Genomic DNA, 21,584 nt, shown 5'->3' on the forward strand with positions numbered 1-21,584 from the left:
GCTAGATGGGCTTCCCTTGAAGCCCTCCAGATTCGGGTCCCCACTCATGAGCTCGCGCGAAAACACCGGTATGGCCCTCGGCCTGCTGGGCGTCGTTATCTTCAGCCTGACATTGCCCTTCACTCGCATTGTGGTGCAAGAGATCCACCCCTTGCTCAACGGCCTTGGCCGCGCCTTGTTCGCGGCGATCCCGGCAGCGGCGCTGTTACTGTGGCGCCGTGAGCGCTGGCCAACCTGGCGCCAGGTGCGCGGGCTGAGCCTGGTCATCCTCGGTGTGATCCTGGGCTTCCCAGTGCTCTCGGCCTGGGCCATGCAAACCTTGCCGGCGTCCCATGGTGCGTTGGTCAACGGCCTGCAACCGCTGTGCGTGGCACTGTACGCGGCGTGGCTGTCCCATGAGCGGCCGTCAAAAGCCTTCTGGGCGTGCGCGGCGCTGGGCAGCGCGCTGGTGTTGGGTTACGCGTTGATCACCGGCGCCGGCAGCATTCAAGCCGGCGATTTGCTGATGCTCGGTGCGATTGCCGTGGGCGGCCTGGGGTATGCCGAAGGCGGCCGGTTGGCCAAGGAGATGGGCGGCTGGCAAGTGATCTGCTGGGCGCTGGTGCTGTCGACGCCCGTATTGGTCGGCCCGGTGTGGTACTTGGCAGCGCAGCACCAGGGCGCGATTTCCACGCGCACCTGGTGGGCGTTTGGGTATGTGTCGCTGTTCTCGCAGTTTTTGGGGTTCTTCGCCTGGTACGCCGGGTTGGCCATGGGCGGCATTGCGCGGGTCAGCCAGATTCAGCTGTTGCAGATCTTCTTCACCATCGCGTTTTCGGCGTTGTTTTTTGGTGAACATATCGAGCCGATTACCTGGGTGTTTGCATGTGGCGTGATCATTACGGTAATGCTCGGGCGCAAGACGGCGGTGCAGCCTGCGCCGACCTCAAAGATGAATGCGATCTAAATGTGGGAGCGGGCTTGCTCGCGAAGGCGGTGCATCAGTCACTTGATAGGTTGGCTGACACTCCGCTTTCGCGAGCAAGCCCGCTCCCACATTTTGGTCCTGTTTTCAGCCTAAATAACCATCCGCACGCAGCAGGGTTTCCAGGCAGTGTTCGCTGATGTGGTAGAACGCCTTCAATTCCTGAATCTTTTCCAACAGTTGCGCATTGTCCACGGGCTCGGTGCGCTTGACCGCCAGAATCATCTTGTTCTTGTTGGTGTGTTCCAACGAAATGAACTCGAACACCTTGGTCTCGTAGCCACAGGCCTCCAGGAACAGCGCACGCAAGCTGTCGGTGACCATTTCCGCCTGCTGGCCCAGGTGCAGGCCGTATTGCAGCATCGGCTTGAGCAGCACCGGGCTCTGGATCTGCAGGCGGATCTGTTTGTGGCAGCACGGCGAACACATGATGATCGACGCGCCGGAACGGATGCCCGTGTGGATCGCGTAGTCGGTGGCGATATCGCAGGCATGCAGCGCGATCATCACCTCCAGTTCGCTGGGCGCCACACTGCGCACATCACCGCATTTGAACACCAGCCCCGGATGCTCCAGGCGCGCGGCGGCGGTGTTGCACAGGGTCACCATGTCTTCACGCAATTCCACGCCCGTCACTTCGCCCTCGGCCTTGAGGGTGTTGCGCAGGTAATCGTGGATGGCGAACGTGAGGTAGCCCTTGCCCGAACCGAAATCCGCCACGCGCACCGGCTGGTCGAGCTTCAACGGCGAGGAGGTCAGCGCATGGCTGAACACTTCGATGAACTTGTTGATCTGCTTCCACTTGCGCGACATCGACGGGATCAGCGCCTGTTTGGCGTCGGTGACGCCCAGGTCCGCAAGGAAGGGCCGGCTCAGGTCAAGAAAGCGGTTTTTCTCGCGGTTATGCTCAGCCGAAGGCGCCTCGCGCAATTGCTGCGGCTTGCTTTTGAACAGCGAGCTTTTGTTCTTTTTGCTGTATTCCAGCTGGGCTTCGTCGGTCAGCGACAACAGGTGCGCATTCTTGAACGACGCCGGCAGCAGCGCAGCAATCGCCGCCACGCCGTCGGCCAGCGGCAAGTTCTTGGTGATGTCGCGGGTCTTGTAGCGATAGACAAAGGACAGGCACGCCTGCTCCTTGACCACGACCTGCTTGATGATCAGCCGCTGCAACTCGGCCTCTTCGCCGACGTACTTGGCCAGCACCAGCTTGATAAACGCGTTCTGCGCGAGGCTTGCGCTCAGCAGTTCGATGAACTGGGCGTGATGATCCGGCGCAGGGCTGGCAGGTTGAGCAGTGACGGACATGAACAAAAACGCCTCGGGCAAAGAATGCCGGGCATTTTAGGGGGGATGAAGGTTTAGGGCACGGGGTTATTTGATCAACGGTCAAATCCCGTGGGCTGCACAGAACCCATGTAGGAGCAAGTCGAATCGTCGCACCGCCGCTCCCACATTTAGATTTGCGGTGCTTGGCGTTACTCCAGCACGATCAGGCGGTTAGGCAGCTCATTACGCGTCTGCGTCACCGGCACATGCACCTTCAGCAATTCACCACACGCTTCGATGCAGGCAATAAACCCCGCCAGCGTCTGCCCCTGCTTCACCTGCTGGGTGAACGCCTTGACGATCTCATCCCAACTGCCGTCATCCAGGTGTTTGGAAATACCGTCGTCCACCAGGATCTCCACATACCGCTCCGCCTCGCTGACAAAAATCAGCACGCCGGTACTGCCCAGTGTGTGGTGCAGGTTTTGCTCCAGGAACTGCCGCCGCGCCAGGTTCGATGCGCGCCAATGCCGTACCGAACGCGGAATCAGGCGGGTGGTAACCTTGGGCAGGCGAAACACCAGGCACAGCACAATGAAGGTCGCCCATTGCGCCAACAGCAAGGTGTACATGGTCAGGTAGCCCGACAGGTAGTGCACGATGCCAGGCACCACCAAGGCGATCAGGCTGGCCCACAGCAGCGGGATATAGGCGTAATCATCCGCGCGCGCGGCCAGCACGGTGACCAGTTCGGCGTCGGTGGTTTTTTCGACGCGGGCAATCGCTTCGGCGACTTGGCGCTGCTCGTGTTCAGTCAGTAATGCCATGGTTATGCATGCTCTGTTCTAGTTATTGTCATTACCAGCCACCTGAGGCACCACCGCCGCCAAAACCACCGCCGCCGCCTCTGAAGCCACCGCCACCGCCGCCTCCCCCGCCACCGCCGCGTCCACTGCTGCTGAGAATCGCCAGCAGGATCGCCCCCACGGGCAGCCCCAGCCGATTGCACAGCCACAACACGCCGATCAGCAGGATGAACAGGCCGATGGAAAGCCCCGGATTATCCTTGGCAAAACTCGCATCCGCCACATGGGCCGGCACCGCCAGCGGCTCGCCGCCCACCACCTGAATCATGGCCGCAACGCCGTCGCTGATGCCCTGGCTGTAATTGCCGGCCTTGAACCTGGGCGCGATCACCTGGTTGATGATCACCCACGACTGCGCATCGGTCAGCACGCCTTCAAGGCCATAACCGACTTCGATGCGCAATTTGCGCTCATCACGGGCGACGATCAACAGCGCGCCATTGTCCTTGCCCTTCTGGCCGATGCCCCACTGGCGGCCCAATTGATAACCGTAGTCCTCAATGGGCACACCTTGCAGGTCGGGCACGGTGACCACCACGATCTGGTCGCCCGAGGTTTGCTCCAGCGCCTGCAATTGCCGGGTCAGCTGCGCACGTACCGCCGGGTCGATCATCTGCGCGGTGTCCACCACCCGCCCGGTCAAGGCCGGGAAGGTCAGCGCCGCCTGGGCCGCGCCCACGCAGGCCAGCAGCCACAGCGCCAAGCCTATCCGTAATAAACGCATCGACACCTCAAAGACGCCTTATTTGAACTTCACTTGCGGCGCTTTATCGGCGTCGGCACTGGTGGCCTCAAACGTGGCGCGGATCGGCAAGTCGCTGTACATCACGCTGTGCCACAGGCGACCCGGGAAGGTGCGGATCTCGGTGTTGTAAGCCTGTACTGCCTGGATAAAGTCGCGACGGGCCACGGCGATACGGTTTTCGGTGCCTTCAAGCTGAGACTGCAACGCCAGGAAGTTCTGGTTGGCTTTCAGGTCCGGGTAGCGCTCGGACACCACCATCAAACGGCTAAGCGCACCGCTCAGGCCATCCTGGGCTTGCTGGAACTGCTTGAGTTTCTCGGGGTTGTCGAGGGTGCTGGCATCCACCTGAATCGAGGTGGCCTTGGCCCGCGCTTCGATCACGGCGGTGAGGGTGTCTTGCTCATGGGCCGCATAGCCCTTGACCACTTCCACCAGGTTGGGAATCAGGTCGGCGCGGCGTTGGTACTGGTTCTGCACCTGGCCCCAGGCCGCCTTGGCCTGTTCGTCCAGGGTCGGAATGGTGTTGATGCCGCAACCGCTCAGCACTGTGCTGATCAATAGCAAAGCCGCGGCCTTGAAGCCCCAGCGGTAATGTTGTGCTGCTTGCATAGTGTTTCTCCTGCCCAATCTGAATGGAATGTGACGACTAACCCTATACACCGCGCGCTTGGGGCATAATCCGCCATCACTGGATTGCGTCGAGCCAATCAGCTAAAAAGATGCCCAGCGCGAATAAGAGTTCACAAGTGTCGTGCATTTACTGCAATAACACTCGAACAACAACATAGGTTCCCCCACATTTTGGCAGACCAGCGCATTTTCGCTGTGCAGTAGCCGAAAAGGATATTCATGAAAAAGCTGTGTTTGCTCGGCCTTGTTGCCACTCTGGCCAGTCACCCCGTATGGGCAGAAACAAAGCCTGCTGCGCTTAAAGACAAGGACGCCTTCGTCAGCGACCTGCTCAAGCAGATGACCCTGGATGAAAAGATCGGCCAATTGCGCCTGATCAGCATCGGCCCGGAAATGCCCCGGGAGCTGATCCGCAAGGAAATCGCCGCCGGGCGCATCGGCGGCACGTTCAACTCGATCACCCGCCCGGAAAACCGTCCGATGCAGGACGCGGCCATGCGCAGCCGGTTGAAGATCCCGATGTTCTTCGCCTACGACGTGATCCACGGCCACCGCACGATTTTCCCGATCAGCCTGGCCCTGGCCTCCAGCTGGGACATGGACGCCATCGGCCGCTCCGGGCGCATCGCCGCCCAGGAAGCCGCCGCCGACAGCCTCGACATCACCTTTGCGCCGATGGTCGACATTTCCCGCGACCCACGCTGGGGCCGCACCTCCGAAGGTTTTGGTGAAGACACCTACCTGGTCTCGCGCATTGCCGAAGTGATGGTCAAGGCGTTCCAGGGCGTAAGCCCGGCAAATGCCGACAGCATCATGGCCAGCGTCAAGCACTTCGCCCTGTATGGCGCGGTGGAAGGCGGTCGTGACTACAACGTGGTCGACATGAGCCCGGTCAAGATGTACCAGGATTACCTGCCGCCGTACCACGCGGCGATCAAGGCCGGTTCCGGCGGCGTGATGGTGGCGCTCAATTCGATCAACGGCGTGCCGGCCACCGCCAACACCTGGCTGATGAACGACCTGCTGCGCAAGGACTGGGGCTTCAAAGGTTTGGCGGTGAGCGACCATGGCGCGATCTTCGAGCTGATCAAGCACGGCGTGGCCAAGGACGGGCGTGAAGCCGCCAAGCTGGCGATCAAGGCCGGCATCGACATGAGCATGAACGACTCGCTGTATGGCAAGGAATTGCCTGGGTTGCTCAAGTCCGGCGAAATCGAGCAAAGCGACATCGACAATGCGGTGCGCGAAGTGCTCGGCGCCAAGTACGACATGGGCCTGTTCAAAGACCCGTACCTGCGCATCGGCAAGGCCGAGGACGACCCGGCCGACACCTATGCCGACAGCCGCCTGCACCGCAGCGATGCCCGCGATATCGCCCGCCGCAGCCAGGTCTTGCTGAAAAACCACAACAACACCCTGCCGCTGAAAAAATCCGCGACCATCGCGCTGGTCGGCCCGCTGGCCAAGGCCCCGATCGACATGATGGGCAGTTGGGCCGCTGCCGGTAAGCCTGAACAATCCGTCACGCTGCTGGACGGCATGAACCACGTGATCGGCGACAAAGGCAAAATCATCTACGCCCGTGGCGCCAACATCACCAATGACAAGGCCGTGGTCGACTACCTCAACTTCCTCAATTTCGATGCACCGGAAGTGGTGGATGACACCCGCCCAGCCCAGGTAATGATCGACGAAGCGGTCAAGGCCGCCAAGGCAGCCGACGTAGTGGTCGCCGCCGTGGGCGAGTCCCGGGGCATGTCCCACGAGTCTTCCAGCCGCACCGACCTGAACATCCCGCAAAGCCAGCGCGACCTGATCAAGGCGCTCAAAGCCACCGGCAAACCACTGGTCTTGGTGCTGATGAACGGCCGCCCGCTGTCGATTGTGGATGAAAACAAAGAGGCTGACGCGATCCTGGAAACCTGGTTCGCCGGCACCGAAGGCGGCAACGCCATCGCGGATGTGCTGTTCGGTGACTACAACCCATCAGGCAAGCTGCCGATCACCTTCCCACGCTCGGTGGGGCAGATTCCGACTTACTACAACCACCTGAGCATCGGCCGGCCGTTCACCCCAGGCAAGCCGGGCAACTACACCTCGCAGTACTTCGATGACGTCACCGGGCCGCTGTTCCCGTTCGGTTATGGCCTGAGCTACACCACGTTCAGCCTGTCGGACATGGCGCTGTCGTCCACCACCCTGAACAAGACCGGCAAGCTCGACGCCAGCGTCACTGTGAAGAACACCGGCAAGGTCGATGGCGAAACCGTGGTGCAGTTGTATATCCAGGACGTGGCCGGCTCGATGATCCGCCCGGTCAAAGAGCTGAAGAACTTCCAGAAGGTCATGCTCAAGGCCGGTGAAGAACGCACGCTGCACTTCACCATCACCGAAGAAGACTTGAAGTTCTATAACACCCAGCTCAAGTTCGCGGCGGAACCGGGTGAGTTCAATGTACAGATCGGGTTGGATTCCCAGGATGTGCAGCAGCAGACGTTCGAACTGCTCTGATGATCGTTCCCACGCTCCGCGTGGGAATGCAACTCGGGACGCTCCGCGTCCCACAGCGTGACGCGGAGCGTCACAAGAGGCATTCCCACGCCGAGCGTGGGAATGATCACGTGTCAGCCGCGTCGATCCAGCAGGTTAACCACCAACCGATCAATCCAGCCCCACACCCGCTGCTTCACCCGCCGCCACAACGGCCGCGCCTTCCACGCCTCCAGGCTCACCGCCTGGCTCTTGGCAAAATCACGCTCGAAACTGCCCGCCACCGCTGCCGTCAACTCAGGGTCCAGCGCCTCGAGGTTGGCCTCCAGGTTGAAGCGCAAATTCCAGTGGTCGAAATTGCACGAGCCGACGCTCACCCAGTCGTCCACCAGCACCATTTTCAGGTGCAAAAAGCACGGCTGGTATTCAAAAATCTGCACACCTGCGCGCAACAACCGTGGGTAATAACGGTGCCCGGCGTAGCGCACTGAAGGGTGATCGGTGCGCGGGCCGGTCAGCAACAAACGCACATCCACGCCACGCCCGGCTGCGCGGCGCAAGGCACGGCGCACGCTCCAGGTCGGTAGAAAATACGGGGTGGCCAGCCAGATGCGCGTCTTGCTGCTGTTCAGCGCGCGGATCAGCGACTGCAGGATATCGCGGTGCTGACGGGCGTCGGCATACGCCACGCGCCCCAGGCCAGGCCCGGTGGCCGGCACCTTGGGCAAGCGCGGCAAACCGAAATGGGTGGCGGGTTTCCATTCGCGGCGCGCCGCGTTGGCGTGCCATTGCCGGTCGAACAACGCCTGCCAGTCCAGCACCAGCGGGCCGCTGATCTGCACCATCACTTCATGCCAGTCGGCGGTGTCTTGCCCTGGCGTCCAGAACTCATCGGTAACGCCCGTGCCGCCGACCACGGCGATGCCCTGATCGATCAGTAACAGTTTGCGATGATCGCGGTACAGGTTACGCATCCAACGGCGCCAGCTCAGGCGATTGTAGAAGCGCAGTTGCACGCCCGCGTCGGTGAGGCGCTTACGCAGGCCCAGCGTGAAGGCCAGGCTGCCGTAATCATCAAACAGGCAGCGCACCTGCACGCCGCGCTCGGCGGCTTGCACCAACGCTTGCACCAGGGCTTCAGCGCAGGCACCCGCTTCCACCAGGTACAACTCCAGATCGACCTGGCGCTCGGCCCGGGCAATACCCACCAGCATCTGCGGGAAGAAACTCGGGCCGTCGATCAGCAACTCGAAACGGTTGGCGCTGCGCCACGGGAACACTGCGCCGCTCATGTCAGCGCGCCGTGAAAATCAGCACCGCACCGACCGGCACCGACAAACTGATCGACGCCAAGCCGGCCGCCTTGCGCAGTGCCGCCACACCCGGCACCAAATCAAAATCCTCGGCATGCAGCACCACAGGTTCCAGGGTCACCACCTGGAAGCGCCGGTCGTCCAGGCGCGTGGCAAGCAATTCGGCGCTGTAGGTCTGGGTCTTGCCGCGCAGGGTCACCGACAACGGCAGGCGCAACTCGATTTGCGCGCCGGGGGCCAGGTCATTGATCGGTTGCAGATTAATCTGCGCGCTGATCTGCGCTTCGGGGAACGGCTTGATCTGGAACAGATCATTGCGCATGCGCTCATCGCGCAGCGGAATGCCGCTGTTGATCGACTCCATCTCGACCTCAAGCTGCGCCGCGCCTTTGCTGTCGACCTTGCCGTGCAACACCAGGAAGCGATGCACCTCGGCAATCTCGGTGTTCTTGGTAGTGACGAACGACAGGCGCGAGGATTCGTTATCCAGGTACCAGTCAGCGTGGGCCGGCAAGGCGGCCGCCGTCAGCAGGACGAAGGCCAGAGGTTTGACATTGAACATAGAAACTCGGGGGGCAAAAAACCTGCACGAACCTTAAGCGCAATCTCATGAACCGCGCAAATCCAATGTGGGAGCGGGCTTGCCTGCGATGACGGCGGCACAGGCAACAGCAATGGTGACTGACCTGCCGCTATCGCAGGCAAGCCAGCTCCCACAGGGTTCGGTGGATGCCTTTAGATCAACGCCCGCTGCACATCGCGCACCGTCGCTTCGAGGCTGGCCATGTGCAGGTTCAATACGCGCTCCACCGGCGCCTGATGCATCGGCCAGTGCAACGCCATACTGCCCACCAGCCGCCCATTGGCCTGCACCGGCAAGGCCACCGCGCGAATCAGAAACGGCAGGCGCACCGGGTATTCCCAATAGCCTTCAGTGCGCTGGCCAAAACCCTGGTGCTGGGTTTGCTCGCAGGTATGCACCTGCTCATCCGCAGCGACATGATCGCGGCCCGCCAGACGCTGCACCTCCTCAACCGGCAATTGCGTCAGGCACGCCTTGCCCATCGCCGAGTGAAACAGGCTGGCGTGCTGGCCGACGATCTGGCAGTTATTGGGGTACAACTTGCGCAACACACTGGGGATCGCACTTTCCATGACCTCCAGGCGCTCGCCATCAAAGCAGGACAGATCCACCACCAGCCCGGTGCGTTCACTGAGTTCCAGCAGCCAGGGCGCGGCGCTTTCCACCACCTGGCGCTTGAAACGTTGCTGGGTGTCGCCGAACAAACGTTGGGCGCGCAGGCGGTAACGGCGGTCGCTGAGGCCGCGATAGACCCAGCCTCGTTCCTGCAGGGCCAGCAACATGCGCGACACCGTAGCCTTGGGCAACCGCGTGAGGTAATGCAGCTCTTCCAGCCCCAAGGCCTGGTGCTCACCGAGCAATTCGACGATGGCGAGTGCGCGCTCAACCGACCGTACCGTGCCTGTCTCCATGTTCGATCTCCCTGTTGCCGGTGGATGATCATTTTTCACAGCAAGATACAGGCCCGATCGCAGATCAACTCGTCGATTCAAGGCACGCAGGCGGGCGACGCTTTACCCAGTGCGTCAGCTGTTCATGGGCATAAGCCAGCTGCAAGACAGCCCGGTCCGCCTGGGCCGGGCCGATAATCTGCAGGCCCATGGGCAAGCCTTGAGGATTGAAGCCCACCGGAATACTCATGCTCGGCAAGCCTGCCAACGTAGGGCCGATCACCACCTCCATCCAGCGGTGATAAGTGTCCATTTCGCGCCCACCCACACGGCGCGGCCACGCCTGTTGTGCATCAAAAGGGAACACTTGGGCGGTGGGCAACAGCAGGAAATCGTAACGTTCAAACAGTTTGGCCAAGGCACGATACCACTCGCTGCGGTCCACCGACGCCTGGTACACCTGCTGCGCACTCAAGCCCAGGCCGCCCTCCACTTCCCATTGCGCTTCGGGTTTAAGCAACGCGCGTTTTTGCGGGTTGGCGTAGGCCGCACCGAGGTTACCGTGTACCAACCAATGGCGATGCACCAGCCAGCAGCGCCATAGACGCGCCAGGGAAAACGCCGGCTGGCAGCTTTCCACCTCGCAGCCCAGCGCAGCAAAATCGCCAAGGGCCGATTCGCACAGGCTCATCACACCGTCGTCCATCGGCAGGTAGCCGTTGTAATCCCCCAACCAGCCCAGGCGCGTACCTTTAAAATCGCGCTGCAACGGCTGGCCGAACACCGACGGATCGTCCCTGGATGACAGCGGCACCCGTGGGTCGTAACCGGCCTGAATGCCCAATAACTTCGCCACATCCGTGACGCTGCGGCCCATTGGGCCTTCGGTGCCCAATTGCTGCACAAACAATTCCGGCGCCGGCCCGTGGGGCACACGCCCCTGTGAAGGGCGCAAACCAAACACGTTATTGAACGCCGCCGGGTTGCGCAGCGAGCCCATCATGTCGCTGCCATCGGCCACCGGCAGCATGCGCAACGCCAGCGCCACCGCCGCGCCGCCGCTGCTGCCGCCGGCCACCCGGCTTGGGTCATAGGCATTGCCGGTGGTGCCGAACAGCGTGTTGTAGGTCTGCGAGCCGAGGCCGAACTCCGGCACGTTGGTCTTGCCGATAATAATTGCGCCGCTGGCCCGCACCCGCGCCACGCTGATGGCATCTTCGGTGGGCACATGTTCGGCGAACAACGGCGAGCCCAAGGTGGTGCGCAAGCCCTTGGTGGCCGCCAAATCCTTGATCGCCTGGGGCATGCCGTGCATCCAGCCACGGGACTTGCCCTGGCCCAGTTCGCGATCACAAGCGCGGGCTTCGGCCAGCACTTCATCAGCATCGCGCAGCGACACCAGCGCATTCACACTCGGGTTAAAACGCTGGATCTGCGCCAGGTACTCGCCCATCACTTCTTCACACGAAACCTGTCGCGCATGGATCGCTTGCGACAGCTGCGTGGCATCCCAATCAATACTGCTCAAGGCTTCACCTCGTTGGAAAAGGGCAGCGGTTTCTTCGCCCGTGGGGCTTCGTGCATGCAGTAAGTGCCCATCAACGTCAGCACGCAAGCGAACAGTACATAAAACGATGGCGCCACTGGCGTACCGAGCACTTTGGTCAGCCAGGTCACGATCAACGGTGCGAAACCGCCGAACACCATGACGGCGACGTTATAGGCCACCGACACACCCGTTGACCTCACCCCAATCGGAAACTGCTCGGCCAGCGCCGTCGGTGCCGGGCCGAAAAAACCGCCGATGGCCGTGCACAGCAGCACTTGCATCACCAGCAAGCGCTCGATGGACGGCGCTGCGGCCACCCACACATACAACGGGTACACCATCACGAAAAACGCCAGGGTGAAGGCCATCAACACCGGCCGCCGCCCCAGGCGGTCCGAGAGCATGCCGGACAGCGGAATCACCACGGTCATCAGCGCCACCGCGAACATCTGCACCATCAGCACCTGGTCCAACGGCAGGCCAAGGCTCTTGTGCGCGAAGGTCGGCATGTTCACCAGCACCACATAGAACGACACTGTCGCGCCACAGGCCAAGCCCATGGAGACGAGGATGCTGCGCCGATGCTCGCGCAGCACGTCCATCAGGCTCGGCGCCGGGCCGGTGGCCTGCTTGCGTGCCTGGATAAATTCTTCCGGGTCTTCCAGGTGCCGGCGAATCCACAAGCCCACCGGGCCGATCAGCAAGCCCAGCACAAACGGCACACGCCAGCCCCACAGGTCGAGGGTTTCGGGCGAAAAGAAGTGCGTGACCAGCGCCACCATCGCCGCACCGCCGAACACCGCCAGGCACTGCCCCACCAACTGCCAGGAGCCATACAAGCCCTTGCGATGAGCCGGCGCGCTTTCCACCAGAAACGCCGTGGCGCTCGCGTACTCACCACCGGTGGCAAAGCCCTGAAGCATGCGCGCCACCACAATCAGCAGCGGCGCGCCCATGCCGATGGCGGCGTAATTGGGTGCGAAGGCGATCAACGCGATAGACACGGTCATCAGCCGGATAATCAACTGCATCGCGGCCTTGCGGCCTTTGCGGTCGGCATAGATGCCCAGCAGAATGCCGCCCACCGGGCGCATGAAAAAGCCCACGCCGAAGGTGGCCAGGGCCATCAGCAGCGAGGCGTACTCATCCTGCGACGGAAAGAATTGCCGGGCGATGATGCTGGCCAGAAAGCCGTAAACAATAAAGTCATACCATTCCAGCGCATTGCCGATCACGGCCGCCACCACCTGGCGGGTGCGCGATACGCCTGCGTGTGCAGTCTGCATGAGGAACACTCCATTCAACCGATAAGGGCAAGGGTCCAACGGCAGAAAAAGGAAGGTCGTCAGGCAGGCTTGAGCCAGCTCTCGGCCAGCGCGCCCCAGTAGGCGGCGCCGGTCAGCAGGATGTCGTCGTTAAAGTCATAGGCGGGGTTGTGCACCATCGGCCGCGACACGCCGTTGCCGATAAACAGGTAACTGCCGGGGCAGCGTTGCAGCATCCAGGCAAAGTCTTCACTGCCCATCAAGGTGCGGGTGTTGCCGTCTACCGCGTCGGCACCGAGCAAGGCCACGCCGACCTGGCGCGCAAACTCGGTTTCTTCGGCGTGGTTGACCAGCACCGGGTAGGCCGGCCGATGTTCAACCTGCACCGTGCAGCCGAAGCTCGCGGCTTGGGTCTGGATGATGGCGTTGACGCGCTCGAGCATCTGTTCCCTGACCTTGGGGTTCAGTGCGCGCAGGCTCAGACGCAGCAGCGCTTGCTGAGGAATCACGTTGGCGGCCTGCCCCGCTTGCAGCGCACCGACGGTGACCACGGCGGCTTCCTGGGTGTCGATATTGCGCGCCACCACCGTCTGCAAGGCCATGACCATACTCGCCGCCGCCACCAGCGGGTCCACCGTCAGATGCGGCATGGAACCGTGGCCGCCGACGCCTTCCAGCGTCACAGTGAGTAAATCCTGCGAGGCCATCATCGGCCCGACGCGCAAGCCCAGATGCCCCGCCGGCAAGCCCGGCATATTGTGCATGCCGAACAGAGCGTCGCACGGGAAGCGCTCGAGCAAACCACCGGCCAGCATCGCCTCGGCGCCGCCCTGGCCTTCTTCGGCGGGTTGAAAAATCAGGTTCAAGGTGCCGTCGAATTGCCGCGTCGCCGCCAAGTAACGCGCGGCGCCGAGCAACATGGTGGTGTGGCCGTCATGCCCGCAGGCGTGCATGCAACCAGCGTGCTGGCTGGTGTAGGCCGCGCCGGTATTTTCGATGATGGGCAAGGCGTCCATATCGGCGCGAATCCCCAGCGTGCGCGAGCTGCTGCCCTTGCGCAGCACGCCGACCACACCGGTTTTGCCGATGCCGGTGTGCACCTCGTAGCCCCAATCCCTCAAGGAGTGCGCGACGAGCGCACTGGTGCGGTTCTCTTCAAAGCCGAGTTCCGGGTGAGCGTGAATATCGTGGCGCATAGCGTGCAAGTCGCTGGCGACGTCGCTGAGCCAATCCAGAATGTGCTGGTGTGGGCGCATGGTGATTCTCCTCACAGTCGGGTGGTCCCGTTCTTGTTGGCGGCACATCGACAGCTAAGCGCGATGTGGGCGCGAGGACAATCAAAGGTGGTTCCACTGGGTGGAACCTGCTGCTGTGGCGAGCGAGCTTGCTTGCGCCGGGGTGCGAAGCCCCCCCAAAAAAGCTGATAACTGCTGTGCAGTTAAACGGTAGCTAACGCTGTTAACTCAACAGATATTGCAACCGCCCAACCCTACTGGTAGCCAGGAAACAACAGCTTCAAATCGAACCTTAATTTATGTAACAAGATATACGCCCTAGCATAATGTTTATTGTTTAAATAAACCGAACGCACTTACTGTTCTTTACCACAAACACCCTTACTAGCTAACCAAAATTCAAACCGCAACACTTCATAAAACCTAAAAATCTAAGCCACTCCAAACAGAAAGAAAAATACGCACAGAGCCTAATATAAGGATATAAATTATGAACACCTCAAAAAACGCTCATATCGTTATAGCGAAGACCTCTCGTGACAGTTCAGGCGCCTTACTAAACAGCTTGTCCAGTGCGAACCGACGGCCTACAGATACGGTGCTCAGGCGACAAAACACCATTCCGGCAAATATGAAAAAAGGAGCGTCGTTATGAGCGATCGTATTACGATCTATCTCGGCTTGACTGAAATCAGAGCTTATGAACCAACGGTCTTTGGCACTGGCCCAGTGGGCGGCGGTGGCTACGGTGATGATTTTAGCAACAGCAAGATAGGAAGAAAGGTCGCGGCGAATGCCCGCAAAGAAGTCAGTGAAAACTACAAAGTACCGATTAATAACGCGGTCGCTGCGCAAGAAGCTGATTACGCAGCGAAACGTCAACTGATACCCGATGAACTTCAAAGAAAAATTGAAGAAGACAAGCGCAAGAGTGATGTAAAAGCAGATGACCGTGTCGCTAACCTGTGGAGTGAAATCGGGTCTATGGATACGATTATTTCACAAACAGCTCTGGAGACCATTTCACTTCAAGCAGTAGCAAACAGTTTTTATAAACGTGATTTTTTCGATCAGCCCATCAATGCGTTTATTACAGAAGCCGCCGCGCGACTGGCCTACCGTATCGCCGACTCCAAAAAAAGCTTTGAAGATTGGCAAAAATCGCTAAAGGCAGCTTATGAGATAAAACGACTTAATGATTTAGCTGAACTGGCGAACAAGCAAAAGGCCCAATTGAGCGCCCTCGTCGAAGAGGCGCGTATTGCTGCCGAAGCTGCTGCAAAGCCCACCGACATTGAAACCGCCATTAAATTTACAGCCGATTTTTATGCAGAGGTTGGTAAAAAATTTGGCGACAGCGCATCTAAACTGGCAGAAGAATTAGCAGAAAGCGCTAAAGGAAAAAAGATCCGCTCCGCGGGCGACGCGCTTAAAGCATTCGACAAATACAAAAACGAATTAAACAAAAAATTCAGTGCCAAAGACAGAGCCGCCGCAGCCAACTACATTGACTCAATGGACTTTGAAGCGATTGGTAAAGCCGCAGCCAAATTCGGAAAAAGCTTGGGCTACGTTGGGCATATCATGAATGCTAAAGATAGCTTTATTGAGTTTCAAAAAGCTATGAAATCAGATAACTGGAAGCCCTTCTTTGTAAAGGCAGAAGCCATTGCTCTAGGCATGGCAGCAACCTACTTGGTTACTATTACGTTTGGATTTATCGCTGTAACCCCACTGGGCATCTTATTATTTGCATTTTTGGTTGCGGCCACAGGAGCAGCCATTGACGACCAGTTAATTGAAAATATAAATTCATTCATCGTAGGGTTGTAAAAATGCGCTGCCACTATGGCAGCGTCATTTCTTTATGCACAACCACATCATATAAAATAGCCCCAAAGGGATAGCAAACAAAAAATAAAACATCCATAACAGTGTATAACCCCCCCCTCTAGCGGCCGCTGTCATTGAATCTGAACCCCAAAAATCTTTTCCGGTACAGTGAAAGACTATATTTTCTACTAAATGCTTGGAAAACGGGAACAAAAGGGCATTCACAGCTGATACTGAAAAATAAATGACAGCATTTTCGTCTGATTTAAAAACATACACACATACGGCGAACAGCGTCAACCCAACAAAAAAACTTTTAAGATAATAGTTTCTTTCCATATCCCTACCACTCAAACGTTCGATTACAATTCAACGCTCTATGCCACCAACATTATACATTAACAACGCAAGCGCACAGAACAGAAACTATCTCATCACACAAGTTACACATTAGGCCGACTACATAGCGGCCTTTTTTTAACGTACAAAATTATTAAAAAAAGCAAACCAACGGGAATCGCAAATGCAAAATAAAACCCATACACCAGCGTATAACCACCATTTGCAGCCCCAGTCAATACTGGCCCCGAACTCCAAAAACCCTTGCGAATATAACGAAAAACTATATTTTCTACTGCGCGCTTTGCAAAAGGAAACAATAGTGCATTTGCGCCTGCGACTATAAAAACAACCGCAGCATTATCGTCTGCTCTGGAAATAAACGCACAGATGAAAAACATAACCAAACCAAATATTAGATCTTTAAAATAATACTTGTTTTCCATACCTACCAACCTTTACCGACTATTTGAGCGAGAGCCAAACGCATCCTTTAAGCCTGAGGCTGGCCTTCAGGGCCTCCGACCGTCTTCGAGATTACTACATGACGAGGGCGTTCACTCCATCCACAATACTTGGGCCAGCACGTTTGTTTTGTGCTGAAAATACCCTACACGCCCCCCCGCAGAATCCGCACTGCGCGCCCTGCAGCTTGCATTCAAGGCCGTCGGAATGGGTAAGTCTGCAACATTAAGTTGCTTTAAAGCACTGGATGACCGCGTGATAAGGCTCGGAAAACAGTAAAACTCACGGTAAAAAGCTTGCTTGCGCCGGGGCGCGCTGCGCCCCAAAACGAGGGGCCCAACAAATATAGGTTCCACTCTCAGAAAGCAGAGGCCACGCGAATAGGCACTATTTTTTCAGCCACAACCAAAGCCCATAGCACGCGCCAAGCGGAATGGCAAAAACGAAATAACACATCCACAGCAGTACGTGACCACCATAAGATGCGGCGGCCCGTAGAGGATGTGTCGCCCAAAATTCTTTTCCAGTAAAACGAAAGACAACGTTTTCGACTGCACGCCTGGCCAGTGGGAACAACAACGCATTAACCCCACAGATCAAGATATAGAGGGCGGCCTTATCGCTTGATTTGAATACGGAGACGGTCAAGCAAAAAATAAACAGCGCAATAACAAAGCTTTTTAAATAATAGTTTTTCTCCAGGCGCATTCGCGTTCTTATCTTCCTGAAGTAGTTTTCGGCCTTGCGCCCCTGCGTCATAAGTCTCCTTTTTACGCCTGTTAACGGCCGACGTGAGTGGGGTCGGCCGCGGGCAAGGTTACTACAGGCGCGCGCACTGGAAACGCGGCACCCGGCAAATTTCAAGACAACAATAGACACTTCTGCCGCTGCGCATAACCCTGTGGCGAGCAAGCTTGCTTGCGCTGGGGTGCGAAGCGCCCCTAAAAGCCGGTGACTGCTACGCAGTCGGGACGGTACGGCGATCCGACAAGCTCCCTCGCTACACAACGCAGATTGCGGACAGCTATTGGCCACCGGTTGCGACGGCGCGTGCATAGGGTTAACCTCGTCTCCGTCGCTGCTCATCAGTGACCGGGCGTGGAATCCCGAGAAAGAAGACGCTACAGCGTCGTCATACAATCAGTCGGCGCTTTTTTGTGCCCGCTGTTTGTGCTTTATGGCGGCTGTGCGTGGGAGGCCTTGTGCCTGCCGAGTCGCTTCTTCTCGGATTCCAACCTGCGTACAGCTGCCACCCTCATGCTTGGAATCGTGACTGGCAGCTCTTTTTGGTTGTACCAAAGGAGCAAGCATATGCCGTACGAAATACCCTCAGCCGAAACCATCGGCGCCGCCACCTTCGCAGACTGCGGAGAAAACAAAAGCCACCTGAAAATCTTCCGCGTCAACGCCGGGGTTCCGCTCGTAGAAGCCCTCGAACACGCATCCCACGTGCTCTATTACGCAAAAATGCTCGCCCTTGAAGCTGCCATGGACCCCAAAGCGGAGAAGTTTGCATTCGCCTCGCATTACCTGGGTGAAATGGGTAAAGCCATCATCGATGACCTGCTGCTGGCCTTGCAGCCTGGCAGCCCAACCCCGCAGTAAGTCGTTCGCGCCCGGTGCAGTGCATCGGGCGCCTGCCTGAAGTTCCTCAATTCCCATGATCAGCACAAATCCAATGTGGGAGCTGGCTTGCCTGCGATAGCCATAGGTATCTACACAACTTTTGAAGGCAGCCAATTTCTCCTGTGGCGAGCAGGCTCGCCACAGGGGGCATGTGGGTGCCTTCAAACATTGTCAGCCAGCTCCCACAGAAAATCTCCGGTGTGTCAGGGGTTGAGGCGGCAGCCTTGGCGATCACCCAGCAACCGCGCCGTATGCGTGCGCCCTAAATCGCTTGCCGTGACTTCACTGCGTTCCGGCGAGTCAGTGAACGCACTGGTCGGCACATACTGCTTCACATACCCCAGGCAATAGTCCGCCGGGTTGTTCTCCATATACCGGCACGAGCAATATTCCTTGGCCAACTACACCGAAAAAGGAAAAACCGTTGTGTTGAATTCCAAAGTCTGCACTCGAAATTGCGCGAAGAATTCGAAAAATGCGGCGACAGCTTTGCCCTGTTGGTCTACCTGCTGGGAGGTGACCTGCAGCTGCCGCAGCGGGCGAAATTGGCGCTGTTTGAGTATGGCGTTGCTCAGCTGGAACGCTTTGAACAAGCTGAGGCCAGGTTGCGTGATTACGTGGAGGACGCCATGCCCAACTGATCGAACAGGTCGCGTTGTTGGACCTTGGACAAGCTGCGCAGGCGGTCGAACAGTAAGCGGTCGACTGCCTGGGCGGAGGGGCTAAGGGTATGGGAGAAAGTAAGGTTGGCTACCTAGGTGTGGCCGCAGTGGGGGGAGCTGCATTGGGAGTAGAGGCGGGCAAATTCGAGGGATAACTCGTCGCGCGAAGCGATTCGCCCTTTCTCGCCACAGACTTTGCAATAAACCCGCATCAGCCCTCCGACAGGCTAAAAAAGTACATAGTACTTTATCATTTCGCAGATAGCCGCTGCGAGATAGGCCGTATCACAATCGTCCACTAGACAAACCGAGACAAATGGCGGCAAAGTGCTAGCATCCAGCAAAAGGAATTGAAAATGTACTTAGCCGCTAACGTAGTAAAAAATGGATTCTTCTTTACGCCCGATAACGTTGATAGACAGTATCCAGGCATACTAACGATTTCAAATGGCGGCCTCATATCACTCGAGATTACGGCGAATGAGCGCGCGTTTACTACATTTGATGAAAGGGTTATTGGACGGCTAATCGGCCAAGTCGAGGGCGGATATTTAACCCTGGAACAATGCGAATATCGACAATCAAGCCTTTCGCTTCCAGGCACAGCTTCGAAGTCGATAATATCTTCGCAACTCGCACTTGTTGGCGTGGGCCTATCCGAACCAGCAAAATTTAGCTCATTTCAATTTTGCATAAACAATCTTAGCGAGTGGCTTGGAAAATCGGCCTTCAAAATCTCAATTGGCAGTTCCTTTGACGAGTGGAGCATTAAATTACAACGGCCTGATCCTATCGAGTACGAGCTATCCGATGGTACAAAATTTATCATTGACATAATAACTAGAGTTCCAGGCGGAACAAAATATCCGACTATGGAATTGTATCAGCAGGCGTACATCGAGATAACGCCCATCGAATCTCAAAATTTGGATTTCTTTAAATCGCTTTCACATCGAATAACTCGTTTTCTCTCTTTCGCAATCGGCAAACCTGTAGCAATTCACTCTCTAAAAGCGAAAATCGATGATCCAGAAGTAAACGAGATACACCAATGGTCGGAAATTTACTTTCAAAGCCTGAACAACTCAGTACAAAAGCCTCTCCGGTCAGACGAGATGCTTCTAAGTTTCTCAAGTATTTCATCACGTCTAGGTGACCTTCTGTCTCTATGGTTAAGAGAATATGAAAATTTAGGCCCAGCCCTTCACCATTACTTCTCGGTTCAGGACGATACTCACGCTTATATCGATAGCAAATTTCTGTCTATGGCACAAGCACTTGAAGCCTTTCATCGCCGAACATCGAATATCAAAAAATGGTCAAATGAAGATTACAAAAGAAAGATAGCACCCATTTTAGCCGCGTGTCCGGAAGTGGAACGAACGTGGCTAAGGGAGAGGCTTAACTTTGGTTATGAGCTCTCATTTGGGGAAAGGCTGCATCTACTTATTGACGACATAGTAGAAGTTTTTGAAGGCAAAAATAATGCTGACGCGATAGTTCAGGGTACAGTCCGAACCCGAAACTACCAAGCACACTATGATCTGGCCGGGGCAAAAAAAGCAGTGAAGGGCGCGCACCTCGTATCTTTGATTCTTCGTCTGCGCGTATTGTTCGCCTTAAGACTACTTATGCATCTCGGACTAACTCAGCAAGAAGCAGTCGAATTGACTAAGACCCCTCCACTCAAACTTTTTTTAAAGAGTGCAAATTTCATCGAGCGAAACAACGAATAGAACCCAGTAGGATGTAGTCCAAGAGGACTCGCCACTAACACCATATACAGTACGGATTAATGATGAATAGTAAAAATCACGACACCCTTAATGTTATTGATGTTTTTTCGCCTGCCTTTGAAAGATGGGAAACGCGGGAGCGTACGCAGGAAGAGCATATCGCTCACTTGACGCAACACGGCTACTTTGGCGGACCAATTAAAACAAAGCTTTTGAAAACTATCACGTCGACATACCAAGCAGCGGAACATATGGCCGAGCATTTAACCGACAACTGTTTGGAAAACTTTATTGACAATGCATTATCGAAAAGTAGCGCAATGGAACAACTTAGGAGCCTAATGCCAACTTCAACTCCTCCTGCGCTGAAGGACTACAAGTCTAACTATCCAACTTATAGCGCGAACGATGTCGCATCGGAAATTGAGCAATATGGAGTTTTCCTAGCGAACGACCAAACCCTTATTCACGGGGGATGCTGGCCAACAGAGCATGATGAGTTTATAACCGACCGCCCATTTTCGACTACTTTCTGCCCTCAAATAGCACGACGAAGTGCCGAGTGGAAAGGTAAAGCCTACGATGCAGGTCGAATGGACTTAATTGTTTTGCGGGTAGTATCCCCTTTCACTAAAGCCTATCTCTACGGAACAGATGTAGATCATTCGCACGAAAAAGAAATTTTGTTTGCAAAGGGCGCAAGGTTAATTCTAATCAGCAGGACTCATATTTGTGATACATACGTGTTTAAGGTTGATACTGACTTCAAGGAGTATAAAAAGCAGGTCCCTGCTTATGTAGTTGAAGCAGAGATAAGCTAGCTAGGGTTTCGCCGAACCTTTCGACTAGAAACACTAACTACTATCTGTAGCCAGATATAATTTAAGGAGATGTATCTAGATTTTTTGTTGCCGCCGAAGAACCATCGCGTTAACCTCCTCTCGTCGCTGCTCATCAGCGACCGGGCCTGGAAACCCGTCACCGAGACGCACGCAGCGTCGTCAAGCAATCAGCAGGCGCTTTTTTTGTGCCTGCGGTTTGTGCTTTTTGGCGGCCGTGTGCGGGAGACATTCGTGTCTGCCGAGTTGTCTCTGTCTCGGTTTCCAGCCTGCGCACGGCTGCCACCC

The 21,584-nt window shown here is 56.9% G+C and carries 20 protein-coding genes and 2 pseudogenes; 7 read left to right on the forward strand and 15 right to left on the reverse strand.

What is annotated here, in order from left to right; all coding sequences use genetic code 11:
* Nucleotides 1–46 precede the first annotated feature (46 nt).
* Nucleotides 47–946, forward strand: a complete 900-nt coding sequence (locus BLV67_RS09815; protein ID WP_069788509.1) for a DMT family transporter — start codon at nt 47–49, stop codon at nt 944–946.
* 105 nt (nt 947–1,051) lie between these two features.
* Here the strand turns inward: BLV67_RS09815 and BLV67_RS09820 are convergent, their stop codons facing one another.
* The 4 genes from BLV67_RS09820 to BLV67_RS09835 all read right to left on the reverse strand — a co-directional run bounded on the left by BLV67_RS09820 (nt 1,052) and on the right by BLV67_RS09835 (nt 4,450).
* Nucleotides 1,052–2,269: a class I SAM-dependent methyltransferase gene (locus tag BLV67_RS09820; RefSeq protein WP_065929065.1), complete on the reverse strand. Its 1,218-nt coding sequence runs from the start codon at nt 2,267–2,269 to the stop codon at nt 1,052–1,054.
* A 170-nt stretch (nt 2,270–2,439) separates the two neighbouring features.
* Nucleotides 2,440–3,057 carry a TPM domain-containing protein gene (locus BLV67_RS09825; RefSeq protein WP_056857428.1) on the reverse strand — a complete coding sequence of 206 codons (618 nt, stop codon included), beginning with the start codon at nt 3,055–3,057 and terminating at the stop codon, nt 2,440–2,442.
* Nucleotides 3,058–3,088: 31 nt separating this feature from the next.
* On the reverse strand, nt 3,089–3,820 hold the full coding sequence (locus tag BLV67_RS09830; RefSeq protein ID WP_069788508.1) for a TPM domain-containing protein: 732 nt from the start codon (nt 3,818–3,820) through the stop codon (nt 3,089–3,091).
* Between the two features lie 18 nt (nt 3,821–3,838).
* Nucleotides 3,839–4,450, reverse strand: coding sequence for a LemA family protein (locus BLV67_RS09835; protein ID WP_017137266.1), 612 nt, complete (start codon nt 4,448–4,450; stop codon nt 3,839–3,841).
* Nucleotides 4,451–4,690: 240 nt separating this feature from the next.
* On the opposite strand from BLV67_RS09835, the gene bglX reads away from it, so the two are divergent.
* Nucleotides 4,691–6,982, forward strand: coding sequence for a beta-glucosidase BglX (gene bglX, locus BLV67_RS09840; RefSeq protein ID WP_069788507.1), 2,292 nt, complete (start codon nt 4,691–4,693; stop codon nt 6,980–6,982).
* 113 nt (nt 6,983–7,095) lie between these two features.
* Here bglX and BLV67_RS09850 read toward each other — a convergent pair whose 3' ends face one another.
* The 6 genes from BLV67_RS09850 to BLV67_RS09875 form a co-directional block, all read right to left on the reverse strand.
* Complete coding sequence (locus BLV67_RS09850; protein ID WP_069788506.1) at nt 7,096–8,253, reverse strand: phospholipase D-like domain-containing protein; 1,158 nt, start codon at nt 8,251–8,253, stop codon at nt 7,096–7,098.
* A gap of 1 nt (nt 8,254) precedes the next feature.
* Nucleotides 8,255–8,836 (reverse strand): YceI family protein, encoded by a 582-nt coding sequence (locus tag BLV67_RS09855; RefSeq protein WP_069788505.1) that lies wholly within the window; start codon nt 8,834–8,836, stop codon nt 8,255–8,257.
* 173 nt (nt 8,837–9,009) lie between these two features.
* Nucleotides 9,010–9,768 (reverse strand): IclR family transcriptional regulator, encoded by a 759-nt coding sequence (locus BLV67_RS09860; RefSeq protein WP_069788504.1) that lies wholly within the window; start codon nt 9,766–9,768, stop codon nt 9,010–9,012.
* Nucleotides 9,769–9,832: 64 nt separating this feature from the next.
* A complete protein-coding gene (locus BLV67_RS09865) occupies nt 9,833–11,275 on the reverse strand; it encodes an amidase (protein ID WP_069788503.1) in 1,443 nt (480 codons plus the stop codon).
* The gene (locus BLV67_RS09870) at nt 11,272–12,582 is read right to left on the reverse strand and encodes a citrate-proton symporter (RefSeq protein WP_069788502.1); all 1,311 of its coding nucleotides are present in this window, start codon (nt 12,580–12,582) and stop codon (nt 11,272–11,274) included. Before BLV67_RS09870 ends, BLV67_RS09865 begins: the two co-directional genes overlap by 4 nt.
* 59 nt (nt 12,583–12,641) lie before the next feature.
* Nucleotides 12,642–13,817 carry a M20 aminoacylase family protein gene (locus BLV67_RS09875; RefSeq protein WP_069788501.1) on the reverse strand — a complete coding sequence of 392 codons (1,176 nt, stop codon included), beginning with the start codon at nt 13,815–13,817 and terminating at the stop codon, nt 12,642–12,644.
* A 630-nt stretch (nt 13,818–14,447) separates the two neighbouring features.
* Between BLV67_RS09875 and BLV67_RS09880 the strand changes: the two genes are divergently transcribed.
* Nucleotides 14,448–15,629: a colicin-like pore-forming protein gene (locus BLV67_RS09880; RefSeq protein ID WP_069788500.1), complete on the forward strand. Its 1,182-nt coding sequence runs from the start codon at nt 14,448–14,450 to the stop codon at nt 15,627–15,629.
* A gap of 24 nt (nt 15,630–15,653) precedes the next feature.
* Here the strand turns inward: BLV67_RS09880 and BLV67_RS09885 are convergent, their stop codons facing one another.
* From BLV67_RS09885 to BLV67_RS09895, 3 genes are all read right to left on the reverse strand, one after another.
* Complete coding sequence (locus tag BLV67_RS09885; RefSeq protein ID WP_074854449.1) at nt 15,654–15,968, reverse strand: colicin E1 family microcin immunity protein; 315 nt, start codon at nt 15,966–15,968, stop codon at nt 15,654–15,656.
* 104 nt (nt 15,969–16,072) lie between these two features.
* A complete protein-coding gene (locus BLV67_RS09890; RefSeq protein WP_074854450.1) occupies nt 16,073–16,414 on the reverse strand; it encodes a Cki family colicin immunity protein in 342 nt (113 codons plus the stop codon).
* Nucleotides 16,415–16,820: 406 nt separating this feature from the next.
* On the reverse strand, nt 16,821–17,192 hold the full coding sequence (locus BLV67_RS09895; protein WP_065929057.1) for a colicin E1 family microcin immunity protein: 372 nt from the start codon (nt 17,190–17,192) through the stop codon (nt 16,821–16,823).
* A 552-nt stretch (nt 17,193–17,744) separates the two neighbouring features.
* On the opposite strand from BLV67_RS09895, the gene BLV67_RS09900 reads away from it, so the two are divergent.
* A complete protein-coding gene (locus tag BLV67_RS09900) occupies nt 17,745–18,038 on the forward strand; it encodes a DUF3077 domain-containing protein (RefSeq protein ID WP_069788499.1) in 294 nt (97 codons plus the stop codon).
* 224 nt (nt 18,039–18,262) lie between these two features.
* On the opposite strand, the pseudogene BLV67_RS09905 reads toward BLV67_RS09900, so the two are convergent.
* A pseudogene (locus tag BLV67_RS09905) lies at nt 18,263–18,457 on the reverse strand (amidase); the annotation flags it as partial.
* A gap of 57 nt (nt 18,458–18,514) precedes the next feature.
* On the opposite strand from BLV67_RS09905, the gene BLV67_RS32360 reads away from it, so the two are divergent.
* Nucleotides 18,515–18,700 carry a hypothetical protein gene (locus tag BLV67_RS32360; protein WP_141722774.1) on the forward strand — a complete coding sequence of 62 codons (186 nt, stop codon included), beginning with the start codon at nt 18,515–18,517 and terminating at the stop codon, nt 18,698–18,700.
* Here BLV67_RS32360 and BLV67_RS09910 read toward each other — a convergent pair.
* Nucleotides 18,673–18,933 (reverse strand): annotated as a pseudogene (locus BLV67_RS09910) (ogr/Delta-like zinc finger family protein). The gene BLV67_RS32360 and the pseudogene BLV67_RS09910 sit on opposite strands and share 28 nt — an antisense overlap.
* Nucleotides 18,934–19,077: 144 nt before the next feature.
* Here BLV67_RS09910 and BLV67_RS09915 point away from each other — a divergent pair.
* Nucleotides 19,078–20,457, forward strand: a complete 1,380-nt coding sequence (locus BLV67_RS09915; RefSeq protein ID WP_069788498.1) for an ApeA N-terminal domain 1-containing protein — start codon at nt 19,078–19,080, stop codon at nt 20,455–20,457.
* A gap of 62 nt (nt 20,458–20,519) precedes the next feature.
* Complete coding sequence (locus tag BLV67_RS09920) at nt 20,520–21,278, forward strand: hypothetical protein (RefSeq protein WP_069788497.1); 759 nt, start codon at nt 20,520–20,522, stop codon at nt 21,276–21,278.
* Nucleotides 21,279–21,584 lie beyond the last annotated feature (306 nt).

The sequence above is a fragment of the Pseudomonas salomonii genome, assembly GCF_900107155.1.
Classification (GTDB): domain Bacteria; phylum Pseudomonadota; class Gammaproteobacteria; order Pseudomonadales; family Pseudomonadaceae; genus Aquipseudomonas; species Aquipseudomonas salomonii.